This is a genomic window from Microbacterium sp. cf046, from assembly GCF_900114345.1.
In the GTDB taxonomy this organism is placed as follows: Bacteria; Actinomycetota; Actinomycetes; order Actinomycetales; family Microbacteriaceae; genus Microbacterium.
In genome coordinates this window covers 569,905-592,822 of record NZ_FOZJ01000002.1, presented here as the reverse complement: position 1 = coordinate 592,822, position 22,918 = coordinate 569,905, and the positions used below count along the sequence as shown (strand labels likewise).

Here is a 22,918-nt window from a genome sequence, read left to right as displayed (position 1 = left end):
CCGCCGGAGGTCACCCGTCCCCTGCGTGATAAGTTCGAAGGACCGGGAGGCACACAGTGGAGCTCATCCAGACCATCGAACAATTCGCGTGGATCGGGTGGCTGGTGCTGATCCTGATCTTCCTCGTGATCGAGATGCTCACCCTCGATTTCACGTTCCTGATGCTCAGCATCGGTGGCGTCGCCGGCCTGGGCGCCGACCTGATCGGAGCCCCGATCTGGCTGCAGGTGATCATCGCGGCGGTCGTGGCGGCCGTCCTCATCCTGGTGCTGCGTCCGCCCTTGCTCAAGCGGCTGCGACGCGGCGAAGATCCCACCCCCACGAACGTCGCCGCGCTGGTCGGACTGTCGGGGCGTGTGCTGTCGACGGTCACCCCGCACGGCGGTCAGGTGAAGCTGTCCAACGGCGACACGTGGACCGCTCGCCCGGATCAGCGCGGAGAGCTCGAGCCCGGCACCGTGATCCGGGTGAGCCGCATCGACGGCGCCACCGCGTATGTCCGCCCCGAGGAAGAGGAACCGAGCGAATGACCCCCGAGAGCTTCATCCCGACGGCGATCGGCTGGCTGCTCGCCGCTGTGGTCTTCATCTTCGTGCTGGTCGTGATCGTCCGCTCGATCCGCATCATCCCGCAGGCCACAGCCGGCGTGGTGGAGCGGCTCGGCCGCTATCACAAGACCCTCATGCCGGGATTGAACATCCTCGTCCCGTTCATCGATCGCGTCCGCCCGCTGATCGACATGCGCGAGCAGGTCGTCTCGTTCCCGCCGCAGCCGGTGATCACCGAGGACAACCTCGTGGTCTCGATCGACACGGTGATCTACTTCCAGGTCACCGACCCGCGCGCGGCGACCTATGAGATCCGCAACTATCTGGGTGCAGTCGAGCAGCTCACGACGACGACGCTGCGAAACGTCGTCGGCGGCCTCAACCTCGAAGAGGCGCTCACCAGCCGCGACGAGATCAACGGCCAGTTGCGCATCGTGCTGGACGAGGCGACCGGCAAGTGGGGCATCCGCGTCGGGCGCGTCGAGCTGAAGGCGATCGACCCGCCCATCAGCATCCAGGATTCGATGGAGAAGCAGATGCGCGCCGAGCGAGACCGCCGCGCGCTGATCCTCACGGCCGAGGGCACGAAGCAGTCTGCAATCCTCACCGCCGAGGGCGCCAGGCAGGCCGAGATCCTCCGCGCCGAGGGAGACAAGGCGGCAGCCGTGCTGCGCGCCCAGGGCGAGGCCGAGGCGATCCAGACGGTCTTCAACGCCATCCACCTGGGCAACCCCGACGACAAGCTCCTGGCCTACCAGTACCTGCAGACGCTCCCCAAGATCGCCGACAGCGCCTCGAGCAAGCTGTGGATCATCCCGAGCGAGTTCACCGAGGCGCTGAAGGGCATGAGCACGGCGTTCGCCGGCTCCGTCGTCGACATGTCCGAGCGCGCCGGTCAGCGTGAGGCCATCGACCAGGAGCCTGCCGAGCCGCCGGTGTCGTGACGCATCGCTGGTTCGAGGGGGCCTCGCGTCCTCGTGTCCTCGCACACCGCGGTCTGCTGACGCCGGAGGCGATCGCGGACGGGGTCGCTGAGAACTCCTTCGCAGCCGTCGCCGCAGCACACGCCGCCGGCGCGGTGTACGTCGAATCGGACTGCCACCGCACCGCCGACGGCACCATCGTGCTGTTCCACGACGCCGACCTGTCACGGGTCACCGGCGATCCGCGACCGGTCGCCTCGGTGACGGTCGACGAACTCGATGCGCTGATGGCGACGCGCGGAGGGCTCATCACGCTCACCCAGGCGCTCGACTCGTTCCCGACGGTGCGCTTCAACCTCGACGTGAAAGCGGAGGATGCCGCGCGCGATGTCGGCCGGATCGTGGCACCCCATGCGCACCGCGTGCTGCTGACCAGCTTCTCGGACGACCGCCGTCGCGCCGCACTGGCCGCCGCAGAAAGGGTCGGTCGCGGCATCCGTCCGGCGACGTCCGCCGGCACCGCCACGATCACACGCCTGCTCGCCGCGCTCGCGCTGCGCTCGCCGCGCCTCGTGCGGCGGTCGCTGGCCGGCGTCGACGCCCTCCAGGTGCCGGAGCGACAGGGGCGGGTGCGCATCGTGACGCCGCGCCTGCTGGCCGCCGCCCACCGCAACGACGTGGAGGTGCACGTGTGGACCGTCAACGATCCGGAGGACATGCGGCGGCTCCTCGCGATGGGCGTCGACGGGCTGGTCACCGACCGCGCGGACGTCGCGCTCGACCTGGCGGGGCACTGACGACCCCCGCGAACACGTCCCGTGGCACGCGGCCCTGAGCATCGTCTGTGAATGATCTCGCAGGACGCTTCGTTCGGATGATCCGCCCAGGTCTCAGCGCTATACCTATACAGCGACGAGAGGACCACACAATGGCAGACCGCAGCCTGCGCGGCATTCGACTCGGCGCCCAGAGCCTACAGAGCGAAGAGGGCGTCGTGTTCCATGAACGCGCACAACACATCTACAAGTGCACGTCCTGCGGACGTGACACGACCATGACATTCGCAGCAGACGCCGAGGTCCCCGAGGCCTGGGAGTGCCGCACCTGCGGCGCCGAATCTCTGCTGCGCATCGGCGAAGGCACCGCCACCGTCGATCACAGCGACGACAAGGTCGCCCGCACGCACTGGGACATGCTGCTCGAACGGCGCACGATCCCCGAGCTGGAAGAGCTGCTCGAGGAGCGCCTCGCGTACGTCCGTGCCCGCCGTGGCGCCGGAGAAGACGTGACGGCGAGCAAGCTCAGCGCCTGAGCCTCATCCCGCGACGCCGGTCCCTTCGGGGGCCGGCGTCTTCGCGTCCGCGCTCCGGGGGCGCAGCGCTCGAACACCGGCGAACCCTCCGAGCGCGAGCAGAGCGATCAGGCTGCCCCACCCGATCACGATCTTGATGCCCTCCCCTGCGACGACCGCGGGGGTCAGACCCGTGCGCAGCGGCACATCCGTCAGCATGTGGCCGGCTTCGTCGGCGGGCAGGCCGTCGATCGTGACCCCGTCGGACGTGATCACCTGACTCGTGCCCACCGTCGACAGGTTCACGACGGACCGCCCGGTCTCGATCGCGCGCATGCGTGCGAAGGCGAGCTGCTGCAGGTTCTCGTCCGTGCCGCGGAAGTCGGCGTTGTTGGTCTGGAACATGTAGATCTGCGCCCCGTCCCGCGCACCGTCCCAGATGACGTCGTCATAGATGACGTCGAAGCAGATCGCGAGCCCCACTCCGATGTCGTTCAGATCGAAGAACGGCGGCGTCACCCCGGGGGTGTACTCGCGCTGGATGAGTCCGATCAGATCCGGGGCGAACGGCTCGAAGAAGGCGCGATCGGGCACGTACTCGCCGAACGGCACCGGATGCCGCTTGTCGTAGGTCTGCACGGCCCCTTGGCCTGCCTCCCACAGGAGCGAGGAGTTGAAGTACTCGTCCCCTCGCTGGGTGACCGCCGCCACAATCAGCGGCGCGCCGATCCGATCCGAGAGCTCGTCGAGGACCGCCGCTGTGCGCTCATCGGTCGTCGGATCCGAGTCGACTCCGCCCTCGGGCCAGAGGAGCACGTCCATCTGCTCCCCGAACAGCGGGACCGTGGCTTCGAGCTGCGCGCGCAGGACCGCGTTCTCGGTCCGCTCGTCGAAGTAGCCCGCCGGTCCGTTGCCCTGCACCGCGCCGACGCGGAGGCTTCCCGCCGGCGTGGTCGGGAACTGCGGGATGACCAGCAGCAGCAGCGCCACGATCACGGTCGGCACGCCGGTGAGCACCGCGCGGAACCGCGCGAGCCTGAAGTATTCGATCGCCGCGGCGCACAGCAGCACCACGAGGAATGTCAGACCGGACACGCCCACCCAGGATGCGACGTCGGCCAACGGGCTGCCCACCTGGGTGATGCCGATCCTCCCCCACGGAAAGCCGCCGTACGGCCACGAGCCCACGATCTGCTCGCGGAGCGTCCAGAGGCCGGAGACGAGCAGCGGCAGCAGGGTGAGGCGTGCCGTCGCGGAGGGCAGCATGCGCGGCATCCAGCGGTACGCCAGTGTGATCGGGATCGCGCCGGCCGCCGTGATGACCGACTCGAGCATCGACAGCGCGATCCAGGGAACGGGGCCGAGGTAGCGCGCCGTGAACACCAGGTTGATGAAGAAGAAGGTGGCACCGAATGCGAATCCGACCAGCGCGGATGCCCACAGGCGCCTGCCGATCAGCCCGATCAGCGCGAGCACGACCGCGGGGAAGGCCATCGGCCACCAGCTCAGCGCGGGGAACGCGAGGGTGAGCAGGGCGCCGGCGGCGATCGAGGTCGCCACCGCGGCCCACAGCGGCAGCAGAGGACGAGGAGACGCGACCGGTCGCGGGTCGACGGCGTGGGGCACGGGATGAGCCTAATGCGGCTTGCTCGGCGCCCCCTGCGCGTCCGCGCCGGCCGACCGGGTCAGACCGAGCTGTAGGCAACGATCCCGCGGCGCACCGCGTCGAGCGCTTTGCGCGCGGTCGCCGCCAGCGGCGCATCCGCTACGAGCGACAGCTGGTCGAGCAGATCGATCGTCTGCTTGGCCCACCGCACGAAGTCGCCCGCGGCCATGTCGGCCTCGATCAGCACCCGGTCCAGCGGCATGCCGCGCGCCCAGGAGTGCATCGCCTGGGCCAGGCCGGTGGCGACCGCCTCGGTGCCGGGCAGGTGGTGGTCGCGTTCGAGGTCGTCCAGCCGCTGCCAGAGGTCCTGGGTGGCCGACAGTGCGGCGCGGAAGGGACCGCGGGGCAGTCCCCGCTCCCCCGGCGCGGCGTCGTCCCGGCGAGGCTCGTAGACCAAGCAGCAGGCGAGGGTCGCAAGGGATGCCGCATCCAGCTCACGCCAGATGCCGCTGCGGAGGGATTCGGCCACGAGGAGATCCCGCTCGCCGTAGATGCGGCGCATCGTGCGACCCGCCGGCGTGAGCGCGGTCGCACCGTCGGCGCCGACCTCGACGTAGTCCAGCTCGGTCAGCACGTCCACGACGCGATCGAAGATGCGCGCGACAGTTCCGGTGCGGGTCTCGATCTGCTGCCGCATCTTCTCGACGGTGCGCTTGAGCTTCCAGTACCGCTCCGCCCACCGGGCATGGTGCTCGCGGTCGGGGCATTGATGACACGGATGCCGCTGCATTCGTCGTCGCAGCCCGCCGATCTCGCGCTGACGCGCCTCGCGTGTGCCGCGCGACGCGTTCGCATCCTTGCGGTTGAGCCGCTCCGCGTCGCTCAGATCACGCCGGATGCCGGAGTACTCCGTGAAGTCGCCCCGATCGCAGGTCATGGCCTTCGAGTACCCCGCGAGGGTCTCCTCGGATTCGCGGACCTGGCGGGCGAGGCCGACGACGGCGCGGTCCGCCTGGAACTGGGCGAAGGAGGACTCGAGGATCTCGCGCGCCTTCGCGCGACCGAACTGGTCGATCAGGTTGACGGCCATGTTGTACGTCGGGCGGAAGCTGGAGTTGAGCGGGTAGGTGCGCCGGGACGCCAGCGCGGCGACCTGCTGCGGATCCAGGCCCTCGGTCCACTGGATGACCGCGTGGCCCTCCACATCGATGCCGCGCCGCCCGGCCCGCCCGGTCAGCTGCGTGTACTCCCCCGACGTGATCGCCACACGAGCTTCGCCGTTGAACTTCTCCAGCTTCTCCAGCACCACGGTGCGCGCAGGCATGTTGATGCCCAGTGCGAGGGTCTCGGTCGCGAAGACGACTTTGACGAGCTTTCGCTGGAACAGGTCCTCGACGACCTCTTTGAACGCCGGGAGCAGCCCGGCGTGGTGCGAGGCCACACCGCGCTCCAGGTTGTCGAGCCAGTCCCAGTAGCCGAGCACCGCGAGGTCCTCATCCAGCAGGGTCCTGGTGTGCTCCTCGACGATCGCGCGGATCTCGGTGCGCTCCTCGGGCGAGGTCAGCCGCACGCCGGAGCGCCGCACCTGCTGCACGGCCGCGTCGCACCCGACGCGGCTGAAGATGAAGAAGATCGCAGGCAGGAGGTTCGCGCGCTGCAGCAGCTTGACCACGTCAGGGCGATCCAGCCGCTCGATGCGCTGGACGTTCGCGGAGCGCACCGGCCGCTGGCCGCCCTTGTGCGGCCGTCGCGCGGCCCCCTGGTATCGCCCGCCGCCCTCGTATCGTCCGCCGTTGCGGGCGGAGTCGCTCCGCATCGACTGCACGCGCCGGTTGTTCTCGAAGTTCGGTCCCTTGAAGGAGCGGATCCGCATGAGCTCCTGGTTGACCTGCGCCGTCGCGATGCCGGCGCGGTCATCGAACAGCGGCAGCAGATCGCCGCGCACCAGGACGTGCTGCTCGAGGGGCACCGGCCGGATCTCCGAGACGATCACCTCGGTGTCGCCGCGCACGGTGTCGAGCCAATCGCCGAACTCCTCCGCATTCGAGACGGTCGCGCTGAGCGAGATCAGACGGACGGCCGGTGGGAGATGGATGATGATCTCCTCCCACACGGCACCGCGGAACCGGTCGGCGAGATAGTGCACCTCGTCCATGACCACGTATCGCAGGCCCCGGAGCGCACCTGAATCCGCGTACAGCATGTTGCGCAGCACCTCGGTGGTCATCACGACGATGCGGGCGTTGCCGTTGATGTTCGTGTCGCCGGTCAGCAGGCCGACCTGATCCGCACCGTACACATCCTGCAGCTCGCGGAACTTCTGATTGGACAGGGCCTTGATCGGCGTCGTGTAGAACGCCTTGTCGAGGTGCCCGTCGCCCCCCGCGTCCGCGGGCGCCTCACGCATGGCGAGGTGGATCGCGAACTCGCCGACGATCGTCTTGCCGGCGCCGGTGGGCGCCGCGACCAGAACGCTTCGACCGTCTTCGAGTGCATGGCACCCGGCGATCTGGAACGGATCGAGCTCGAAGCGCTGGGATGCGGCGAAATCCGCGGTGATCGGATGAGCGCCGACCTGCGCAGCCCGGGCGTATCGCTGCGCCGGGCTCGGGTCCGTCACGCGATGGCCTCGGGCGGGAGGATCGTCGCGGCGCGCTTGGCTCGGCGCTTGTCGAACAGCATGGACAGGGCGGCGGCGGCGAAGAAGAGCACCACCAGCATCCCGGCGAGCATGAGCATGCTGACCACGTCGGCAGCCGGTGTCGCCAGCGCGGAGAAGACCACGGCCACGAGCACGGCGACCCGCCAGCCCTTGAGGATCGCCTTGCCGCTCATCACGCCCGCCAGGTTCAGCGCCACGAGGAAGACGGGCAACACGAACGAGATGCCGACCACGATCAGGAGCTTGAAGACGAAGTCGTAGTAATACCCCGCCTCGAAGAACGAGGCGCCGCCGTCGGGGACGAAGCCGGTCATCAGCTCCACGATGTGCGGCATCACCATCAGGCCCACATAGCAGCCGGCGAAGAACAGCGGCACCGCTGCCGCGATGAAGCCGACCGTGTACTTGATCTCCTTGCGGGTGAGTCCGGGCATGATGAACGCCCAGATCTGCCACAGCCAGATGGGGGCGGAGATCAGGATGCCGATCGCGAACGACATGCGCAGCCGCAGGTCGAAAGCCCCCGTGACCGTGCTGAACATCAGCTCGACCTTGGCGGCTTCACCCTCGCTCTGGGCGATCTGCCTGAGCGGTTCGGTGATCAGGTAGATGACGGCGTCCGTGATGAAGAACGCGATCACCATGCCCGCGATCAGCGCGAGCGCCGCGAACATCAGTCGCTTGCGAAGCTCGACCAGATGCTGGCCGAGCGACATGCGCTTGTCGCGCTTCGGTTCGCCGGGATCGGCGACGCGCGGCGACCCTGCTGTGGCCACGCGCGGGTCAGGACTTGGTATCAGCAGCCCTGCTCGCGTCGGCGGTGGTCTGCGTGACCGATCCTTCGCTTGCAGGCTCTGCGACCGACTCGGTCTTGCCGTCGGTCGTCTCTTCTTCCTTCATGGCCTTCATCTCGCCCTTGAAGACGCGGGCGGACTGACCCATGCTCTTCGCGAGGGCGGGAAGCTTCGCGGCCCCGAACAGCAGGAGGATGACCGCGAGGATGATCAGGAAGTGCCATCCTGTGAGACCTTGGAACATGTCGGGTCCTTCCGGGTTCGTCGGTTACCAGTGTAACCCGCTGTCGCGCTTCGCAGTCGCCTCTGTCAGGCGAGTCAGGTCGGCTCAGCGGTACTGTGCCAGACCCGCATCCGCCCACGCCGCCGCGGCCCTGCGTGCGGACTCGGGTTCGAGGATCTCGACGAGGCCCGCTCGGCGGCCCGCGAGCCGCCGGAGGCTGTACTCGTCGGCCACCCGCATCGTCGCGATCGAGACGCCGTCGACGGTTTCGACCTTCGCTCGATCGAGGTAATCGCCCAGCAGCGGAGCCACCGACTCCGCGAAGCGGATGCGGGCGACGATGTCGCCGCCGCCGGTCTCGAACCACCCCGGCACCGGGTCTTCGCCGTGCTCGATGGGGATGTCGGTGAGTTCGAGGTCGCTGACCCGGTCCAGGTGGAAGGTCCGCATGGCTTCGCGCAGGTGGCACCAGCCCTGGAGGTACCACTCGCCCGTGGCGATCAGCACCTTGACCGGGTCCACCGTGCGCGTCGTCGGCGCGGCATCCGGCGCCTTGTAGGTGAACGAGACCGCCACCCCGCGCTGCAGCGCCTCGGCGACCGCGTCGCGCACGGCGTCGACCGGCCCGGGCGCCAGGATGACATCCGCCGGGGTGCTCGAGGCGCCGCGGGCGAGCTTCGCGAGCAGTCCGGCGAACAGCTCGGTGTCCCCCACGCCGGGGATCGCCCGGGCGAGCTGGAGGCCGGTGAGCAGCGCTGCGGCCTCGCGCGCCGTCAGCTTCGGCGCCCGTTCGAGTCCGACCGAGTTCGTGATGACGATGATGTCGCGCTCGTCCAGCAGGTCCCAGTCGATGTCGAACAGATCGTTGGACATCTGCCAGTACCCGGCATCACCCGGCAGCCCGATGACGGTGAGGGTCTCGACCATGGCGCGCATCTGGTCGGGGGTCACATCGAACTCGTCGGCCGCTTCGGCGATCGACACCTCGCCCTTGCCGATGAGGTAGGGCACGAGCTGGAGCATCAGCGCCGCCCGGTCGGTGGCGATCAGCGGCTTGCGCGCGATCATCCGGCACCCCCGTGCGCGACGCGTGCGGCCGTCAGCCGCGCGATGACCTGCTCGCGGAGCTCGGCGGGCTCCACCACGCGGACCTCGGGGCCGTACGAGGCGAGCTCGTCGGCGAAGACGTGGATGTCGACGAACGGCACGCGGATCCCCTGATCCGCCGGGAGGGCTCGGCGACTGAGCCGCAGCGCCGCCTCCGTGCCCGGATTCACCTCGAGGAGGGCCCGGTTGCGCTCTGCCACCTCGTCGAGTCCGGCAAGCGCTCGCTCACCCGCCCCCTCGCGCAGTGCGGGGTCGAACGCGTCGCGCGTGATCGAGACGTCCTCGACGATGCGTGAGAGCAGGAACGTGCGATCCGCGGCCACATCGAGGTCGACGCCGAACACATGCCATCGCCCCTCGTATTCGACGAGCGCGAGCGGCTGCACCCGCCGCGTGCGCGGCGCGCCCTCGCCCGGCTTCAGATACGCGAACATGACGACGCGTGACAGTTCGATCGCCTGCTGCAGCGGGGCGAACGACGGCTCTCGCAGGCTGATCCGCGGCGAGTACCCGATGATCGGCTCATCGACTGCGATGCCCAGCGCCCGGATCTTGCGCAGGCCGCTGCGCGCATCGGCCGACATCGAGCTCTCGCTCCACACGCCGCCTGCGAGGTTCAGCAGCGCGAGCTCGGGCGAGGTGAAGACGATGTCTTCCGGGAGCTCGTACTCCGCGGTGGGCACGCGGTACCGCGCTTCGCGCAGGTCGTCGGGATCCGCCCAGTCGCCGATCGTCTCGATCGGCACGCCGAGACGGCGCAGGCTCTCCTTGTCGCGCTCGAACATCTTCTCCAGCGCGTCCTTCGACGCGCCCGCCTCGGACTGCTCGCGGTACCCCGAGACCGAGCTGAGGATGGTGTCCTTGGTCAGACCCTGCTCGGTCGCGACCAGCGCGACGACGAGGTTGACGAGGCGCTCCTCAGGCGGGTTCTTCGGAGAAGCGTTCGCAGGCACGACCCTTATCTTAGGCCGCGGATCGAACCCATCGCGGGATGCGGGACCGCCGTCACCGCAGCGGCGGAGGCGACGGTCAGCCGGCGTCGGAAGCGGCGACGGGCTGGTCTATCCCGAGGATGTCGACCACGAACACGAGGGTCGAATCCGCCGGGATCGGCCCCTGCGCCTGATCGCCGTACGCCTGGTCGGGCGGGATGACGATCAGGACCTGCGACCCGACGGCCTGCCCGGTGATCGCCTCGGCGAATCCCGGGAGCATCGTGTCCAGCTCGATCGACTTCGGCTCCGCGTCCCACGTCGTGTCGAACACGGTGCGGTCCGCCCAGGTCACGCCCGTGTAGTGGACGCGGACGGGCGCGTCCGCCGTGACGACCGGCCCGGTGCCCTTCTTGATCGTCTGGACGACGAGGTCCGTCGGCGGCTCGGCATCCGGAATGATGACTCCCGGCCGGCCGTCCGGCGCACGCACGATCGAGGGCAGTCCGCGATCGACGTTGTACTGGTTGGCTCCGTCGGCCTTCGGCAGATACACCTTGCGGATGTCGATGACGGCGACGGCGGAGTCGTCCTCGCCCATCTCCAGGCTCTCCGCGGTCTGGGCCTCGATACCGCCCGGCGGAAGCGCCACGACGATCCGCGAGCCTTCGGTCGCGCACTGGAGCACGTCTTCGAAGCCGGGAACGACCTCGAACCACCGCGAGACGGGCGAGACGCGCGACAGGTCGCCGTCGTAGTCGGTCTCGACGAGGTTCTCGCCCGTCTCGCCGCTCGTGATGCTGATGTCCATCACGATCAGCTGCGTGTCGGTGGTGATCTGCGTTCCGTCACCGACGACGAGATCCTCGAAGGCTGGCGAGGTCACGTGGAACGGCGTGTACAGCTCGACGTCGGGGGCATCGTCGGTCGAGCCGGTCACCGTCACGGCATCCAGCGCGGCGGGGTCTGCGGCATCCGCCCGGGCACACGCATTCGAGCCGGGAAGGGAGCAGCCGACGAGTCCGACGGCGACGAGTCCGAGGACCGCGAGGGAAGCGGGGATCTTGCGCACCGGAACAGTCTAGATGCGAGCCGGATCAATGCCGCGCGAAGCCCGGCGTTGATGCGGGTCGGATCTAGGTCGAGTAGGCGCGCAGCGCCGTATCGAGACCTCGTCAAGCCTCGTCGGAGCTCCCCGGGCTGTCCGCCCCGTGCGCCGCTTGCCGCGCGCCGTCCGCGGCCCGCTCAGCCTCACGCACGCGCTTGCGCAGGTTCTTGTCGGTGATCTCGCGGTCTCCGACGGCCCCGGGGGTCCACAGTTCGACGTCCTCGTCGCCGTAGCTGGACTTGGAGGCGCGGCGCTTCTGCTCGGGCGCCACCGCCCCGGGCGCCAGCCTGCGCGCCCACACGAGGAATCCGGTGTGGGCGACCATCCGGTGGTCGGGCCGCACCGCGAGCCCCTCGACGTGCCACCCGCGCACCATCGTCTCGTTCGCATCGGGTTCGGTGAAGAGCCCCGTCGCGCGGATGTACTCCGCGACCCGGCTGAGCTGCGTCGCGGTGGCGACGTAGCAGAGCACGACCCCGCCGGGGGTCAGCGCGTCGGCGACGACGTCGATGCATTCCCAGGGTGCGAGCATGTCCAGAACGACCCGGTCGACGGATGCCGCGGCCACGGCGCCGGGAAGCTCGGCGACCAGATCCCCCACGACGACGTCCCAGTTGGCGGGCACGCCGCCGACGAACGTCTCGACGTTCGCGCGCGCGACGTCGGCGAACTCGCTGCGGCGCTCGAACGACACCAGGCGCCCATCCGCGCCGATCGCCCGCAGCAGCGACAGGGAGAGCGCGCCGGAGCCGACACCGGCCTCGACCACGACGCTGCCGGGAAAGACGTCCGCCTGGGCCACGATCTGCGCGGCATCCTTCGGATACACGATCGCCGCGCCGCGCGGCATGGACATGACGAAGTCCCGGAGAAGTGGGCGCAGGGCGAGGTACTCGTGGCCACCGCTGCCCACGACCACCGATCCGTCTGGCTGGCCGATCAGCGCCGTGTGCCGGAGCACGCCGTGGTGGGTATGCAGCTCGCCGTCCTCGCGGAGCGTGATCGTGTGCAGACGGTTCTTGGGCCCGGTGAGCTGGACGCGGTCTCCGACCCGGAACGGACCACTGGGGCGTTCGACGGTCATCGGACCTCTCCTCGCGTGCTGTCATCCAGGGCCCGGCGGTGCTCGGAGTGGAACCGCGCCACGTCCGCGGCGGTGCGCCCCTCCAGCGTGGGCCAGACCGCGTGGGCTCCGGCGCCCGCGATCGAGACCATCAGGGGAACGCCGATCACCGCCGCACCTGAGGCGACCGCCGAGCGCAGCCCGTTCGGCGAGTCCTCGATCGCGACGGTGTCGCGCGGCTGGACGCCCAGAGCCGCGCACGCCTGCAGGTACGGGTCGGGGAACGGCTTCGGGCGGGTCGAATCGTCACCGGCGATGACCACGTCGAACGCCTCGAATTCGATCAGGTCGACGACCGTGTCGGCCATCCGCCGCAGCGACATGGTGACCAGCCCGGTCTTGATGCCCGCCTCCCGCAGGCTCGCGAGCAGTTCGCGCGCGCCGGGCCGGAACGGCACGCCCTTGGTGGACAGCTGCATCATGACGTCGTCGGTCAGGTGATCGACGATGTCGTGGATCCCCATCCGCACACCGGCGTCCTGGAAGATCCGCGCCGAGTCCTCGAGGCCGAGGCCGACCAGCCGCAGCGCCTGTTCGTGGGACCACGTGCCGCCGAAGCTCTCCACGAGCGGAGTCTCGGCCGCCATCCAATACGGCTCGGTGTCCACGAGCGTCCCATCCATGTCCCACAGGACGGCCGTCAAGGTGCTCGAGTTCACTGCTCCATGCTAGTCAGCGCTGTGGAGCCTATTCTGGATGCACCCCGCAGATGCGGGCGGAGGAGGTCGTGTGGACGGACTGGGACGCAAGGTGCTCGTGGCCGCGTTCGACGGATGGAACGACGCCGGTGAAGCGGCATCCGCCGCCGTGTCGCACCTGCGGGAGATCGGCGAGTACGAGCCGGTCTTCTCGATCGACCCCGAGCTGTACTTCGACTACCAGTACACGCGACCCCAGATCGCGATCGACGGCGACGGCAGGCGGATGCTGAAGTGGCCGGAGGCGACGATCCTCAAACCCGTGAAGCCCACCCGAAGCACCCAGCTGTGGCTGCTCACCGGCGTCGAGCCGGCGCGCGCGTGGCAGGCGTTCGCGAGCGAGTTCGTCGACGTCGCGCTCCGCGAGGACATCACGGGATTCGTCGCGCTCGGCTCGATGATGTCCGACGTCCCCCACACGCGGCCGATCTCGGTGTTCGCGGGCAGCGACAGCGAGCAGATCCGCAACACACTCGACCTCGAGCGCAGCACGTACGAGGGCCCCGTCGGGATCCTGAGCGTGCTCTCGAACGCGGCCGATGCGGCCGGAATCCCCTCAGCGAGCCTCTGGGCGAGCGTCCCGCACTACGTCGCCGGCCACACGCCGTCGCCGAAGGCGACGCTCGCGCTCCTGGATCGCCTCGAGGACCTCACCGGCGCGTCGGTGCCTCGCGGCGAGCTCGCCGCGGAATCGGCGGCATGGGAGGCCTCGATCGACGCGGCCGCGGCCGACGACGAGGAGATGACCGAGTACATCCATCAGCTCGAGCGCACGCGCGACACGTGGGACTCGCCGGAGGCATCGGGTGACGCGATCGCGCAGGAGTTCGAGAAGTACCTGCGACGCGGCGGAGGCGGCCCCGGCAGCGGTGAGGGCCCGACCAAGCCCGGGCGCGACGAACCGCGCCGGTAGCGGCATCCGCTCCGAAGTCCCGCCGGGTCAGTAGGCCTGCAGCACGCCGGTGCTCAGGAGCACCAGGAGCAGCGTGCCCAGCGCGACGCGGTAGATCACGAACGGCAGGAAGCTGTGCTTGGAGATCCAGCTCATGAAGAACGCGATGACGCCGAGCGCCACCAGGAACGCCACGACCGTCGCGACGGCCGTCTCGCCGAGGGTGAACACACCGGGCTCATCCCAGCTCTTGAAGAGCTGGTAGAAGCCGCTGCCGAAGACCGCGGGGATGGCCAGCAGGAACGCGTAGCGGGCCGCGGCGGCGCGTTCGTAGCCCATGAACAGTCCGGCCGTGATCGTGCCGCCGGACCGTGACACGCCGGGAATGAGCGCGAGCGCCTGGGCGAAGCCGTAGATGATGCCGTGCGGGATCGTGATGTCCTTCAGCTCCCGTTTCTTCGATCCGACCAGGTCGGCGATCCCGAGCAGCACGCCGAAGAAGATCAGCATCCCGGCGATCAGCCAGAGCGAGCGGAAGGTCGTCTCGATCTGGTCCTGGAACAGCAGGCCGAGCACCACGATCGGGATGCTGCCCACGATGATCAGCCAGCCCATGCGAGCGTCCGGGTCGTTGCGCGGGATGCGGCCGATCAGCGCCTGGAACCAGCGCGTGATGATGCGCACGATGTCGCGCCAGAAGAACAGCACGACGGCGGCCTCCGTGCCGATCTGGGTGATCGCAGTGAACGCGGCGCCGGGATCCTGCGCGCCGGGCAGGAACTCGCCGAGGATGCGCAGGTGCGCGCTGGATGACACCGGCAGGAACTCGGTGAGTCCCTGGACCAGGCCGAGGATGATCGCCTCCAGAAGCATGGGAGCCTTTCGTGCTGAGGGGGTTCGAGCGTCGTCGGTCGCGGGTGGTCGGTGGGTGGTGGGTCAGTAGGTTCGCAGCAGATCGGTCAGCACGCGCTGCCCGAACACGAGCGCGTCCAGCGGTACGCGCTCGTCGACGCCGTGGAACATGCCGGTGAAGTCCATGTCCGCGGGCAGCCGCAGCGGGGCGAAGCCGTACCCGTCGATTCCGAGCGCCGCGAGAGCCTTGTTGTCCGTGCCGCCGCCCATCAGATAGGGGATGACCGGAACGCCGGGATCCGCCCGCCCGAGCGCCGCGACCATCGCATCGACGAGGTCGCATTCGAACGGCACCTCCAGGCCGATGTCGCGGACGACGATCTCGATGTCGATGTCGTCGCCGACGATCCGCCGGATGTCCGCGAGCGCCTCGTCCTCGGAGCCGGGCAGGGTCCGCACGTCGATGAGCGCCTCGGCGGCGTCGGGGATGACGTTGTGCTTGTAGCCGGCCGTGAGTGCGGTCGGATTGGTCGTGGTGCGAAGCGTCGATCGGATGAAGCCCTCGGCGGCACCGGTCGAGATCGCGACGGTATCGGGATCCGCCTCCTGCGAATCGGCGAGATCCCGCAGGGCCGCCAGCATCGTCTCGGTCGTCGCCGTGAGGGTCACCGGCCATTCCGTGCGGCCGAGCGCCACAACCGCCTCTGCGAGGCGCGTGACGGCGTTGTCGGGGTGCACGCGGCTGCCGTGGCCGGCCCGGCCCCGTGCGCGCAGCCGGATCCAGATCAGGGCCTTCTCCCCCACCTGGAGCAGATAGGCGCGACGGTCGCCGACGGCGATTGAGTAGCCGCCGACCTCGCTGATCGCCTCCGTGGCACCGTCGAACCACTCCGCGCGCTCGGTCACGACGAGGTGCGAGCCCTCGATGCCGCCGTTCTCCTCGTCCGCGAAGAAGACCAGGATCAGGTCGCGCTCCGGCAGTTCGCCGGCGCGGAGGATCTCGGCGACCGACGTCAGGATCATCGCGTTCATGTCCTTCATGTCGACCGCACCGCGGCCCCACAGCATCCCGTCGCGGATCTCGCCGGCGAAGGGGTCGACCGACCAGTCGGCCGCGATCGCGGGCACGACGTCGAGGTGGCCGTGCAGGACGAGCGCCGGCTTGTCGGGGTTGCGTCCGCGCACCCGGGCCATGACGTTCGTGCGGCGCGGGATCGGCTCGTAGTACTCGGGCTCAAGACCGAGACCTTCGAGGTACGCGCCGACGAATCGGGCGGCCTCCCGCTCGCCCTCGGCGCGGCCGCCACCCCAGTTCGTGGTGTCGATGCGGATGAGATCTCGCGCGATGCGGACGACCTCGGGCAGGTCGGAACCGGTCGTGGACATGCGCTCTAACCTACCTGCGGCGATGAGGCGCTCCGGAAACGGAGCGGTTACGGGTGTGAGACAGTCGGATCCGCGCCGACCCTCCGGAAAATGAAGAAGGCCCCCGATCCGGGGGCCTTCTTCATCTGTGCGCGAGGGGGGACTTGAACCCCCACGCCCTATACGGGCACTAGCACCTCAAGCTAGCGCGTCTACCTATTCCGCCACCCGCGCATGGGTGTTGGGTTGTCGCCAACCGAAGATCGACATTATCACGTCCGCACCCTGCGCCGAAAACCGCGATCACCCCACAGAGACCCCGAAGATCCACCCGAGGACGTACGTGACTGCGGCGGCGCCAAAGCCGATCGCGAGCTGTCGCAGGGCGCGTCGAAGCGGCGGACCGCCCGAGAGGAGTCCCACCATCGCGCCGGTCGCCATGAGCGCGACGCCGACCAGGAGCAGGGCCGTGACCACGGCGACGGGCCCTGACAACCCGAAGATCCAGGGAAGCACCGGAATGATCGCCCCGGATGCGAAGAACAGGAAGCTCGACAGCGCCGCGCTCCACGCCCCGCCGATGAGCTCGTGATCGGTCGGCGGGTCCAGTGGTGCACCATGGGCCGCACCACCCTCCTGCGCCGCCGTGACGACGAGCCGGGCTCGGGCGAGAGCCTGATCCTGCGGCATCCCCCGCGTGCGATAGACGAGCGCGAGCTCGTTCGCGTCGAGGTCCAGATGCGGCAGGGACTCGTCCGCATAATCGTTCGGCTCGGTCGCTGCGAGCAGCTCGCGCTGCGAGCGCACCGACACGAACTCGCCGGCACCCATGGACAGCGCTCCGGCCAGGAGGCCGGCGATACCGCTGAAGAGCACGAACTGCGGTGCCACGCCGGTGGCACCGATGCCCATGACGAGGGCGAGGTTGGACACGAGCCCGTCGTTCGCGCCGAACACCGCGGCCCGGAAGGTACCCGACAGCCGTCGGCGACCGCGGGCTGCCAGGCCCCGCACCACTTCGTGATGGATCTTCTCGTCGGCGGCCATCGTCGGCGTCGCGAACGGCTCGCTCTCGTACGGCGAACGGGCTTCGGCGTTCTGCGCGAGCGCGAGCACGAAGATCGAGCCGAATCGCCGGGCCATCCATCCGAGCAGGACGGTCCCGGCCGCGGGCCGGGGCAGTCGGGCAGGCTCCCCGCCGAGCAGGTTCAGCCAGTGCGCCTCGTGCCGGCCTTCGGCATCCGCCAGCGCGGTGAGGATCTCCCTCTCCTCGCCGTCGCGGCGGGCCGCGAGCTCCCGGTAGACGCGCGCCTCGGCGCGCTCGTCGACCAGGTACTGCGCCCAGCGGCGACGGTCACGGGCTGTGGGTTCTGCGGGCGCGCTCAATCAAGCCTCCGGGGCGGCGGTGCGGGGACTCCTCCACGCTAGCCAGCGCCGCGGGCCGAACCCGCCTCGAGCCGCGGATTGCCAGCATTTCGGGGTTCCGAACAGCGGCGGGGCTCTACGACCGGACTCGTGAGCGGAGCACGTCGATCCGCGACTGCAGCTGCGCGACGGTCGCGTGTGAGACGGCAGGACCCCCGCAGACGCGACGCAGCTCCGCATGCACCATGCCGTGCGGATCGCCCGTCTGACGGGCGTACAGGCCGACCAGGCTGTTCAGGAGCTGCCGCTGCTCCTTGAGCGTGCGGTGCAGCGCCTGCGGCGGCGCGGGCTCGTTCGCACCCTCGCGCGCTTCCCGAGTCTTCCGATGTCTGCTCTGGCGGGCGTGGCGCTGCTGCAGCAGCTCGTGCACATGCTCGGGCTCGAGCAGGCCGGGCAGCCCCAGGAACTCCTCCTCCTCGGCGGAGCCCGGCACCGCGAGCTGGCCGAACTCCCGGCCGTCGTACAGCACGCGATCGAAATGCGCCTGCGAACCGAGCGCCTGGTAGGTGAACTCGTACGTCAGGTCGTCGGATGCCGATTCCTCGCGCTGCGCGGCATCCATCGCGTCCTCATCCAGCGCCCACTCGTCATCGCCTGCGACATCGCGATCGAGCGCGTGGTCGCGCTGCCGCTCCAGTTCGCCGGCGAGGGCCATCAGCTGCGGGACGTGCGGCAGGAAGACGCTCGCGGTCTCGCCGCGACGGCGCGCCCGCACGAATCGGCCGACCGCCTGCGCGAAGAACAGGGGCGTGGAGGCGGAGGTGGCGTAGACGCCGACCGCGAGGCGGGGCACGTCGACGCCCTCGGAGACCATGCGCACGGCCACCATCCACCGGCTGGTGCTCTTGGCGAACGCCTCGATCCTCGAGGACGCCTCGCTCTCGTCGGAGAGCACGAGCGCAGGCTCCTCGCCGGTCAGGGCCCGCAGGATCGTCGCGTACGCGCGCGCGGCCGTCTGATCGGTCGCGATCACGAGTCCTCCGGCATCCGGAACCTGTTCGCGCACCTCGGCCAGGCGGCGATCCGCCGAGCGAAGGACCGCGGGGATCCACTCCCCCTCGGGGTCGAGCGCCGTCCGCCATGCCTGCGCGGTGATGTCCTTCGTGTTGTCCTGGCCGAGCTGGGCCTCCATCTCGTCGCCCGTACGGGTGCGCCAGCGCATCTGCCCGGCGTAGACGAGGAAGATGACCGGCCGCACGACGCCGTCCGCGAGCGCCCGTGCGTATCCGTAGCTGTAGTCGGTGCGCGAGAGCCGGATGCCGTGCTCGTCGGGGTGGTACTCGACGAACGGAATCGGCGCGGTGTCGCTGCGGAACGGAGTCCCGGACAGCAGCAGCCGCCGCGTCGCCCGTCCGTACGCCTCGCGAAGGGCGTCCCCCCAGCTGAGCGCATCGCCGCCGTGGTGGACCTCGTCGAGGATCACCAGAGTCCGGGCATCCTCGGTCAGCCGCTGGTGGACGGAGGCTTTCACGGCGACCTGCGCGTAGGTCACGGCGATCCCGTGGTAGTGCCGCGACGGTGCGAAGTGCCGGTTGCTGAAGGCCGGATCGAGCCGGATCGAGACGCGGGAGGCGGCATCCGCCCACTGGGTCTTGAGGTGCTCGGTGGGCGCCACGACCACGATGCGATCGATGACGCGCCGACGCAGCAGCTCGCTCGCGAGGCGGAGGGCGAACGTGGTCTTGCCTGCGCCGGGCGTCGCCGCCGCGAGAAAGTCCCGCGGCCCCGCGCCGATGCCGTCCGGACCCTCGATGCCGAAGTAGCGGTCCAGTGCCTCCGCCTGCCACGCACGCAGCCGCTCCGCGGTCCCCCACGGGGCTCGCTGCGGGAACGCGGGCGAGAGGTGCTCCGCGGCGAAGCTCCCGATGTGCGGACCTGCGGCTTCGAGGAGGGCGTCGTCGTTCACGGCCACCCCCTCCCCATCACCGCTCGGCGGTACACACAACGAGTGACCACGATAGACGAGCCGAACGACATGCCGGCGCCACCGAGCGGGGTAGCCTCGATACGCTCACCGATCGAGGAAGACGAATGCCAACGAGCGACGACCAGTCACCGCAGAACACCAATCTCGGCCCGCACCCGTGGCGGCGCTTCGTCGCCCTCGGCGACTCCTTCACCGAGGGCATCGGCGACCCCGAGCCGTCCTCGCCCGACGGCCACCGCGGGTGGGCCGACCGGGTCGCCGAGGTGCTCTCGCAGCAGGTGGACGACTTCGCGTACGCCAACCTGGCCGTTCGCGGCAAGCTCATCGCGCAGATCGTCGCCGGCCAGGTGGATGCCGCCCTCGAACTCAAGCCGGACCTGATCACGTTCTCCGCGGGCGGCAACGACGTCATCCGCCCGGGCACCGACCCCGACCAGATCGCGGCGCAGTTCGAGGATGCCGTCGTCCGACTGAGCCGGGACGGCGCGACGCTCGTCATCTTCACGGGCATAGACACCGACTTCACCCCGGTGTTCCGCCGATTCCGCGGCAAGGTCGCGATCTACAACGAGAACATCCGCGCGATCGCGGAGCGCTACGACTGCATCGTCGCCGACCAGTGGGGCCTGAAGGAAGTGCAGGACCCGCGCTTCTTCGACATGGACCGCCTGCACTACAACCCGCTCGGCCACCACGAGGTCGCCCGGATGGTGCTGCGGGCCCTGAATGTGCCCAACGACCTGCAGCCGATGCAGCCCGATCCGCTGCCGGTGCGCACCTGGCGCGAAGCGCGCACGGAGGACTTCGTCTGGGCGCGCACGCACTTCGTGCCGTGGGTGCTCCGTCGCGTCCGTCACGAGTCCTCGGGCGACAACCTCACGGCGAAGCGTCCCGACCCGATGCCGGTCAGGACCCTCGCCCCCGCCCAGGATCCGCTCACCGGACCCGGCGAGCTCGTCTGAGCTCATGCCTGGCGGCGCGGCCCTCGGAGCGCCCAGAGGGCGACCGCGCTCGCGGCGGCCACGTTGAGCGAGTCGACGCCGCCCGCCATCGGGATCGTCACGACCGTGTCGGCCGCCTGCAGCGCGCGGCGACTCAGCCCGTCGCCCTCGGAACCCAGGAGCAGGGCGACCCGGTCGGGGCGTTGCGCGGCGAACTCGTCGAGCGGCACGGCGTCGTCGGAGAGTGCGAGCGCCGCCAGGTGGAATCCGAGTCCGCTCAAGATGGCGCGCGCCTCCGGCCAGACCGGAAGCCGCGTCCAGGGCACCTGGAACACCGTGCCCATGCTGACCCGGACGCTTCGCCGGTACAGCGGATCCGCGCAGCGCGGCGAGATGAGCACGGCATCCGCGCCGAGCGCGGCAGCGCTGCGGAATGCCGCGCCGACATTCGTGTGGTCGACGATGTCATCGAGCACGACGACGGTGCGGGCCTCGGCCACGACATCCGCCACGGTGCCGAGCGCGGGTCGGTGCATCGCTGCCAGCGCCCCGCGGTGCACGGCGTAGCCGGTCACAGACTCGGTGACCTCGGCGGTGACCACGTACACGGGCACGTCGGATTCCGCCGGAAGCAGGTCGGCCACATCCGGCAGCCACTTCGGCTGGACGAGGACCGATCGAGGTCGGTGGCCGGCGGCGAGTGCGCGCCCGATCACCTTCGCCGACTCCGCGATGTAGAGACCGCCCTCGGGCTCGAGCATGCGCCGCAGCGCGACATCGGTCAGGTCGCGGTAGTCCGCCAGCCGCGGGTCCGCGGGGTCGGCGATCTCGATAGCCCGCACCAGATCTCCCGTCCGCCCGTCGCTCGGAATCCCCTGCGGTCATCCGGCCGGTGCTCCACTCTCGCAGAGTCGACGCATCCGTAACATCCCGGAAAACCGCGCCGCCTACACTCTGACCACGGGGATGGGTTCGAGGAGGTGATCGTATGACGACCGTGGCCGAGCAGGACGCCCGGGCGGCACAGGCGATCACGGAGGCCGTCAGCGCCCTGGCGGGCCGTCGGCTCGCGATCCTCACCGGTGCGGGCGTCTCGACCGATTCGGGAATCCCCGACTACCGCGGCAGGGGTGCGCCGGTGCGCACGCCGATGACGGTCGAGCAGTTCCTCTCGAGCGCGGACGCACGTCGGCGCTACTGGGTGGGCAGCCATCTCGGCTGGCAGGCGTTCGCGGCGGCAGAGCCCAATCAGGGCCACCGTGCGCTGGCCGCACTCGAGGCCCACGGCGTCGCGTCGGGCGTGATCACCCAGAACGTCGACGGCCTGCACGTGCGCGCCGGAAGCCGCCGCGTCGTCGAACTGCACGGCACGATGCGCAGGGTCTTCTGCACGCACTGCGGTCAGGTCTTCGACCGGCGTGACCTCGCCCAGCGCGTCGAGGCGGACAACCCGTGGATCCTGATCCCGGAGAACGTCCCGCTGGGCCCCGACGGCGATGTGCTGCCGGAGAGCACGACCGGATTCCGGATCCCCGCGTGCACCGTCTGCCAGGGCATGCTCAAACCCGACGTCGTCTTCTTCGGCGAATTCATCCCGGCCGAGAAGTTCCGTGAGGCCGAACAGCTGGTCCGGGGCAGCGACGCCCTGGTGATCGCGGGGTCTTCGCTCGTGGTCAACTCCGGCATCAGACTGCTGGAGCGTGCGAGGCGTCGCCGTCTGCCGATCGTGATCGTGAACCGCGGTGCGACCCGCGCCGACCACCGGGCCACCGTGAAGATCGACGCGGGCACGAGCGAAGTGCTCCAGGCGCTCGCCGATGCGCTGCCCGCCCCCGCCTGATGCCGAGCCGGACCGAACCGCCCCGCGGTGCGCATAGGCTCGAACGGTGACTCTGCTGACCCTCGTCCGCCATGGCGAGACGGACTGGAACCGCGACCGCCGCATCCAGGGATCGACCGACATCCCCCTGAATGACACCGGCCGTGCGCAGGCGCGGGATGCCGCGGACGCCGTTCGTGTCCAGCTCGACCTCTCCGGCGCGGGCACCCCGCCGATCGTGGTATCGAGCGACCTGGCCCGTGCGCGCGAGACGGCCCGGATCATCGCCGCCGAGCTGGACCTGCCTGCGCCGCGGGAGTACCCCGGCCTGCGGGAACGCGCCTACGGGGAGGCCGAGGGCCTCGATGCGGATGACTTCATCCGGCGCTGGGGAGACTGGCACACCGCCGAGATCCCGGGCGCCGAGCCGTGGCCGCACCTTCGCGAGCGAGGACTTCGCGCGCTCGCGACGGTGGTGCGCGACGTTCGCCTCAGGACGGCCCCGACGGCGGCATCCGTCATCGTGGTCACCCACGGCGCGATGATCCGCGAGTTGATCCGCCATGCCACCGCAGGCGAGATGCCTCCCGCGGGCGAGCGCCTGGCCAACGGCTCGGCGTACTCCATGCTCTACGAACGCGAGCGACTCTCGCTGCTCTCGTACGCCGGAGCGACCTCGTAG

At 69.8% G+C, this 22,918-nt stretch carries 22 protein-coding genes and 1 tRNA gene; 8 read left to right on the top strand and 15 right to left on the bottom strand.

Annotated elements, in window-relative coordinates; genetic code table 11:
* The first annotated feature begins 56 nt into the window (after positions 1-56).
* The 4 genes from BM349_RS09060 to BM349_RS09045 all read left to right on the top strand — a co-directional run bounded on the left by BM349_RS09060 (position 57) and on the right by BM349_RS09045 (position 2,783).
* Positions 57-530: an NfeD family protein gene (locus BM349_RS09060; protein WP_091706360.1), complete on the top strand. Its 474-nt coding sequence runs from the start codon at positions 57-59 to the stop codon at positions 528-530.
* The gene (locus tag BM349_RS09055; RefSeq protein ID WP_091706358.1) at positions 527-1,492 is read left to right on the top strand and encodes an SPFH domain-containing protein; all 966 of its coding nucleotides are present in this window, start codon (positions 527-529) and stop codon (positions 1,490-1,492) included. The genes BM349_RS09060 and BM349_RS09055 overlap by 4 nt, the downstream gene beginning before the upstream one ends.
* Positions 1,489-2,268 carry a glycerophosphodiester phosphodiesterase family protein gene (locus tag BM349_RS09050; RefSeq protein ID WP_091706356.1) on the top strand — a complete coding sequence of 260 codons (780 nt, stop codon included), beginning with the start codon at positions 1,489-1,491 and terminating at the stop codon, positions 2,266-2,268. Before BM349_RS09055 ends, BM349_RS09050 begins: the two co-directional genes overlap by 4 nt.
* Positions 2,269-2,399: 131 nt before the next feature.
* Complete coding sequence (locus BM349_RS09045) at positions 2,400-2,783, top strand: RNA polymerase-binding protein RbpA (protein ID WP_091706354.1); 384 nt, start codon at positions 2,400-2,402, stop codon at positions 2,781-2,783.
* A 3-nt stretch (positions 2,784-2,786) separates the two neighbouring features.
* Here the strand turns inward: BM349_RS09045 and lnt are convergent, their stop codons facing one another.
* The 9 genes from lnt to BM349_RS09000 form a co-directional block, all read right to left on the bottom strand.
* On the bottom strand, positions 2,787-4,388 hold the full coding sequence (gene lnt / locus BM349_RS09040; protein WP_091706352.1) for an apolipoprotein N-acyltransferase: 1,602 nt from the start codon (positions 4,386-4,388) through the stop codon (positions 2,787-2,789).
* Between the two features lie 59 nt (positions 4,389-4,447).
* A complete protein-coding gene (locus BM349_RS09035; protein WP_091706350.1) occupies positions 4,448-6,988 on the bottom strand; it encodes a DEAD/DEAH box helicase in 2,541 nt (846 codons plus the stop codon).
* Complete coding sequence (gene tatC, locus BM349_RS09030; protein WP_091707224.1) at positions 6,985-7,746, bottom strand: twin-arginine translocase subunit TatC; 762 nt, start codon at positions 7,744-7,746, stop codon at positions 6,985-6,987. Before tatC ends, BM349_RS09035 begins: the two co-directional genes overlap by 4 nt.
* A gap of 67 nt (positions 7,747-7,813) precedes the next feature.
* On the bottom strand, positions 7,814-8,068 hold the full coding sequence (gene tatA, locus BM349_RS09025) for a twin-arginine translocase TatA/TatE family subunit (protein ID WP_091706347.1): 255 nt from the start codon (positions 8,066-8,068) through the stop codon (positions 7,814-7,816).
* An 84-nt stretch (positions 8,069-8,152) separates the two neighbouring features.
* Positions 8,153-9,115 carry a helix-turn-helix transcriptional regulator gene (locus BM349_RS09020; protein ID WP_175525255.1) on the bottom strand — a complete coding sequence of 321 codons (963 nt, stop codon included), beginning with the start codon at positions 9,113-9,115 and terminating at the stop codon, positions 8,153-8,155.
* Positions 9,112-10,107: a helix-turn-helix transcriptional regulator gene (locus tag BM349_RS09015; protein ID WP_091706345.1), complete on the bottom strand. Its 996-nt coding sequence runs from the start codon at positions 10,105-10,107 to the stop codon at positions 9,112-9,114. The genes BM349_RS09020 and BM349_RS09015 overlap by 4 nt, the downstream gene beginning before the upstream one ends.
* Positions 10,108-10,183: 76 nt before the next feature.
* Positions 10,184-11,158, bottom strand: coding sequence for an FKBP-type peptidyl-prolyl cis-trans isomerase (locus BM349_RS09010; RefSeq protein ID WP_091706343.1), 975 nt, complete (start codon positions 11,156-11,158; stop codon positions 10,184-10,186).
* A 103-nt stretch (positions 11,159-11,261) separates the two neighbouring features.
* On the bottom strand, positions 11,262-12,278 hold the full coding sequence (locus BM349_RS09005; protein WP_091706340.1) for a tRNA (adenine-N1)-methyltransferase: 1,017 nt from the start codon (positions 12,276-12,278) through the stop codon (positions 11,262-11,264).
* The gene (locus BM349_RS09000; RefSeq protein ID WP_254773803.1) at positions 12,275-12,976 is read right to left on the bottom strand and encodes an HAD family hydrolase; all 702 of its coding nucleotides are present in this window, start codon (positions 12,974-12,976) and stop codon (positions 12,275-12,277) included. Before BM349_RS09000 ends, BM349_RS09005 begins: the two co-directional genes overlap by 4 nt.
* Positions 12,977-13,046: 70 nt before the next feature.
* On the opposite strand from BM349_RS09000, the gene BM349_RS08995 reads away from it, so the two are divergent.
* Positions 13,047-13,928: a PAC2 family protein gene (locus BM349_RS08995; RefSeq protein ID WP_091706337.1), complete on the top strand. Its 882-nt coding sequence runs from the start codon at positions 13,047-13,049 to the stop codon at positions 13,926-13,928.
* A 27-nt stretch (positions 13,929-13,955) separates the two neighbouring features.
* On the opposite strand, the gene BM349_RS08990 is transcribed toward BM349_RS08995, so the two are convergent.
* The 5 genes from BM349_RS08990 to BM349_RS08970 all read right to left on the bottom strand — a co-directional run bounded on the left by BM349_RS08990 (position 13,956) and on the right by BM349_RS08970 (position 19,455).
* Entirely contained in the window at positions 13,956-14,780 is an 825-nt protein-coding gene (locus BM349_RS08990; protein ID WP_091706335.1) for an undecaprenyl-diphosphate phosphatase, read from the bottom strand.
* 63 nt (positions 14,781-14,843) lie between these two features.
* Positions 14,844-16,145 carry a M20/M25/M40 family metallo-hydrolase gene (locus BM349_RS08985; RefSeq protein WP_091706332.1) on the bottom strand — a complete coding sequence of 434 codons (1,302 nt, stop codon included), beginning with the start codon at positions 16,143-16,145 and terminating at the stop codon, positions 14,844-14,846.
* A 128-nt stretch (positions 16,146-16,273) separates the two neighbouring features.
* Positions 16,274-16,358: transfer RNA gene (locus BM349_RS08980), tRNA-Leu, on the bottom strand.
* Positions 16,359-16,427: 69 nt separating this feature from the next.
* Positions 16,428-17,510 (bottom strand): VIT1/CCC1 transporter family protein, encoded by a 1,083-nt coding sequence (locus tag BM349_RS08975; protein WP_091706330.1) that lies wholly within the window; start codon positions 17,508-17,510, stop codon positions 16,428-16,430.
* Between the two features lie 115 nt (positions 17,511-17,625).
* On the bottom strand, positions 17,626-19,455 hold the full coding sequence (locus BM349_RS08970; RefSeq protein WP_091707221.1) for a DEAD/DEAH box helicase: 1,830 nt from the start codon (positions 19,453-19,455) through the stop codon (positions 17,626-17,628).
* A 125-nt stretch (positions 19,456-19,580) separates the two neighbouring features.
* On the opposite strand from BM349_RS08970, the gene BM349_RS08965 reads away from it, so the two are divergent.
* Complete coding sequence (locus tag BM349_RS08965) at positions 19,581-20,438, top strand: SGNH/GDSL hydrolase family protein (protein ID WP_091706328.1); 858 nt, start codon at positions 19,581-19,583, stop codon at positions 20,436-20,438.
* A gap of 2 nt (positions 20,439-20,440) precedes the next feature.
* On the opposite strand, the gene BM349_RS08960 is transcribed toward BM349_RS08965, so the two are convergent.
* On the bottom strand, positions 20,441-21,259 hold the full coding sequence (locus BM349_RS08960) for a TrmH family RNA methyltransferase (RefSeq protein ID WP_254773802.1): 819 nt from the start codon (positions 21,257-21,259) through the stop codon (positions 20,441-20,443).
* A 146-nt stretch (positions 21,260-21,405) separates the two neighbouring features.
* Between BM349_RS08960 and BM349_RS08955 the strand changes: the two genes are divergently transcribed.
* Both BM349_RS08955 and BM349_RS08950 read left to right on the top strand, forming a co-directional pair.
* A complete protein-coding gene (locus BM349_RS08955) occupies positions 21,406-22,257 on the top strand; it encodes a Sir2 family NAD-dependent protein deacetylase (protein ID WP_091706326.1) in 852 nt (283 codons plus the stop codon).
* Positions 22,258-22,303: 46 nt separating this feature from the next.
* Positions 22,304-22,918: a histidine phosphatase family protein gene (locus BM349_RS08950; protein ID WP_091706323.1), complete on the top strand. Its 615-nt coding sequence runs from the start codon at positions 22,304-22,306 to the stop codon at positions 22,916-22,918.

Excerpts from the sequence above, each read along its gene's own strand:
- BM349_RS08965 (WP_091706328.1), top strand. The coding sequence starts at position 19,581 with ATGCCAACGAGCGACGACCAGTCACCGCAGAACACCAATCTCGGCCCG.
- BM349_RS09020 (WP_175525255.1), bottom strand. The coding sequence starts at position 9,115 with ATGATCGCGCGCAAGCCGCTGATCGCCACCGACCGGGCGGCGCTGATG.
- BM349_RS09005 (WP_091706340.1), bottom strand. The coding sequence starts at position 12,278 with ATGACCGTCGAACGCCCCAGTGGTCCGTTCCGGGTCGGAGACCGCGTC.
- BM349_RS08985 (WP_091706332.1), bottom strand. The coding sequence starts at position 16,145 with ATGTCCACGACCGGTTCCGACCTGCCCGAGGTCGTCCGCATCGCGCGA.
- BM349_RS08990 (WP_091706335.1), bottom strand. The coding sequence starts at position 14,780 with ATGCTTCTGGAGGCGATCATCCTCGGCCTGGTCCAGGGACTCACCGAG.
- BM349_RS08955 (WP_091706326.1), top strand. The coding sequence starts at position 21,406 with ATGACGACCGTGGCCGAGCAGGACGCCCGGGCGGCACAGGCGATCACG.
- tatC (WP_091707224.1), bottom strand. The coding sequence starts at position 7,746 with ATGTCGCTCGGCCAGCATCTGGTCGAGCTTCGCAAGCGACTGATGTTC.
- tatA (WP_091706347.1), bottom strand. The coding sequence starts at position 8,068 with ATGTTCCAAGGTCTCACAGGATGGCACTTCCTGATCATCCTCGCGGTC.
- BM349_RS09045 (WP_091706354.1), top strand. The coding sequence starts at position 2,400 with ATGGCAGACCGCAGCCTGCGCGGCATTCGACTCGGCGCCCAGAGCCTA.
- BM349_RS09055 (WP_091706358.1), top strand. The coding sequence starts at position 527 with ATGACCCCCGAGAGCTTCATCCCGACGGCGATCGGCTGGCTGCTCGCC.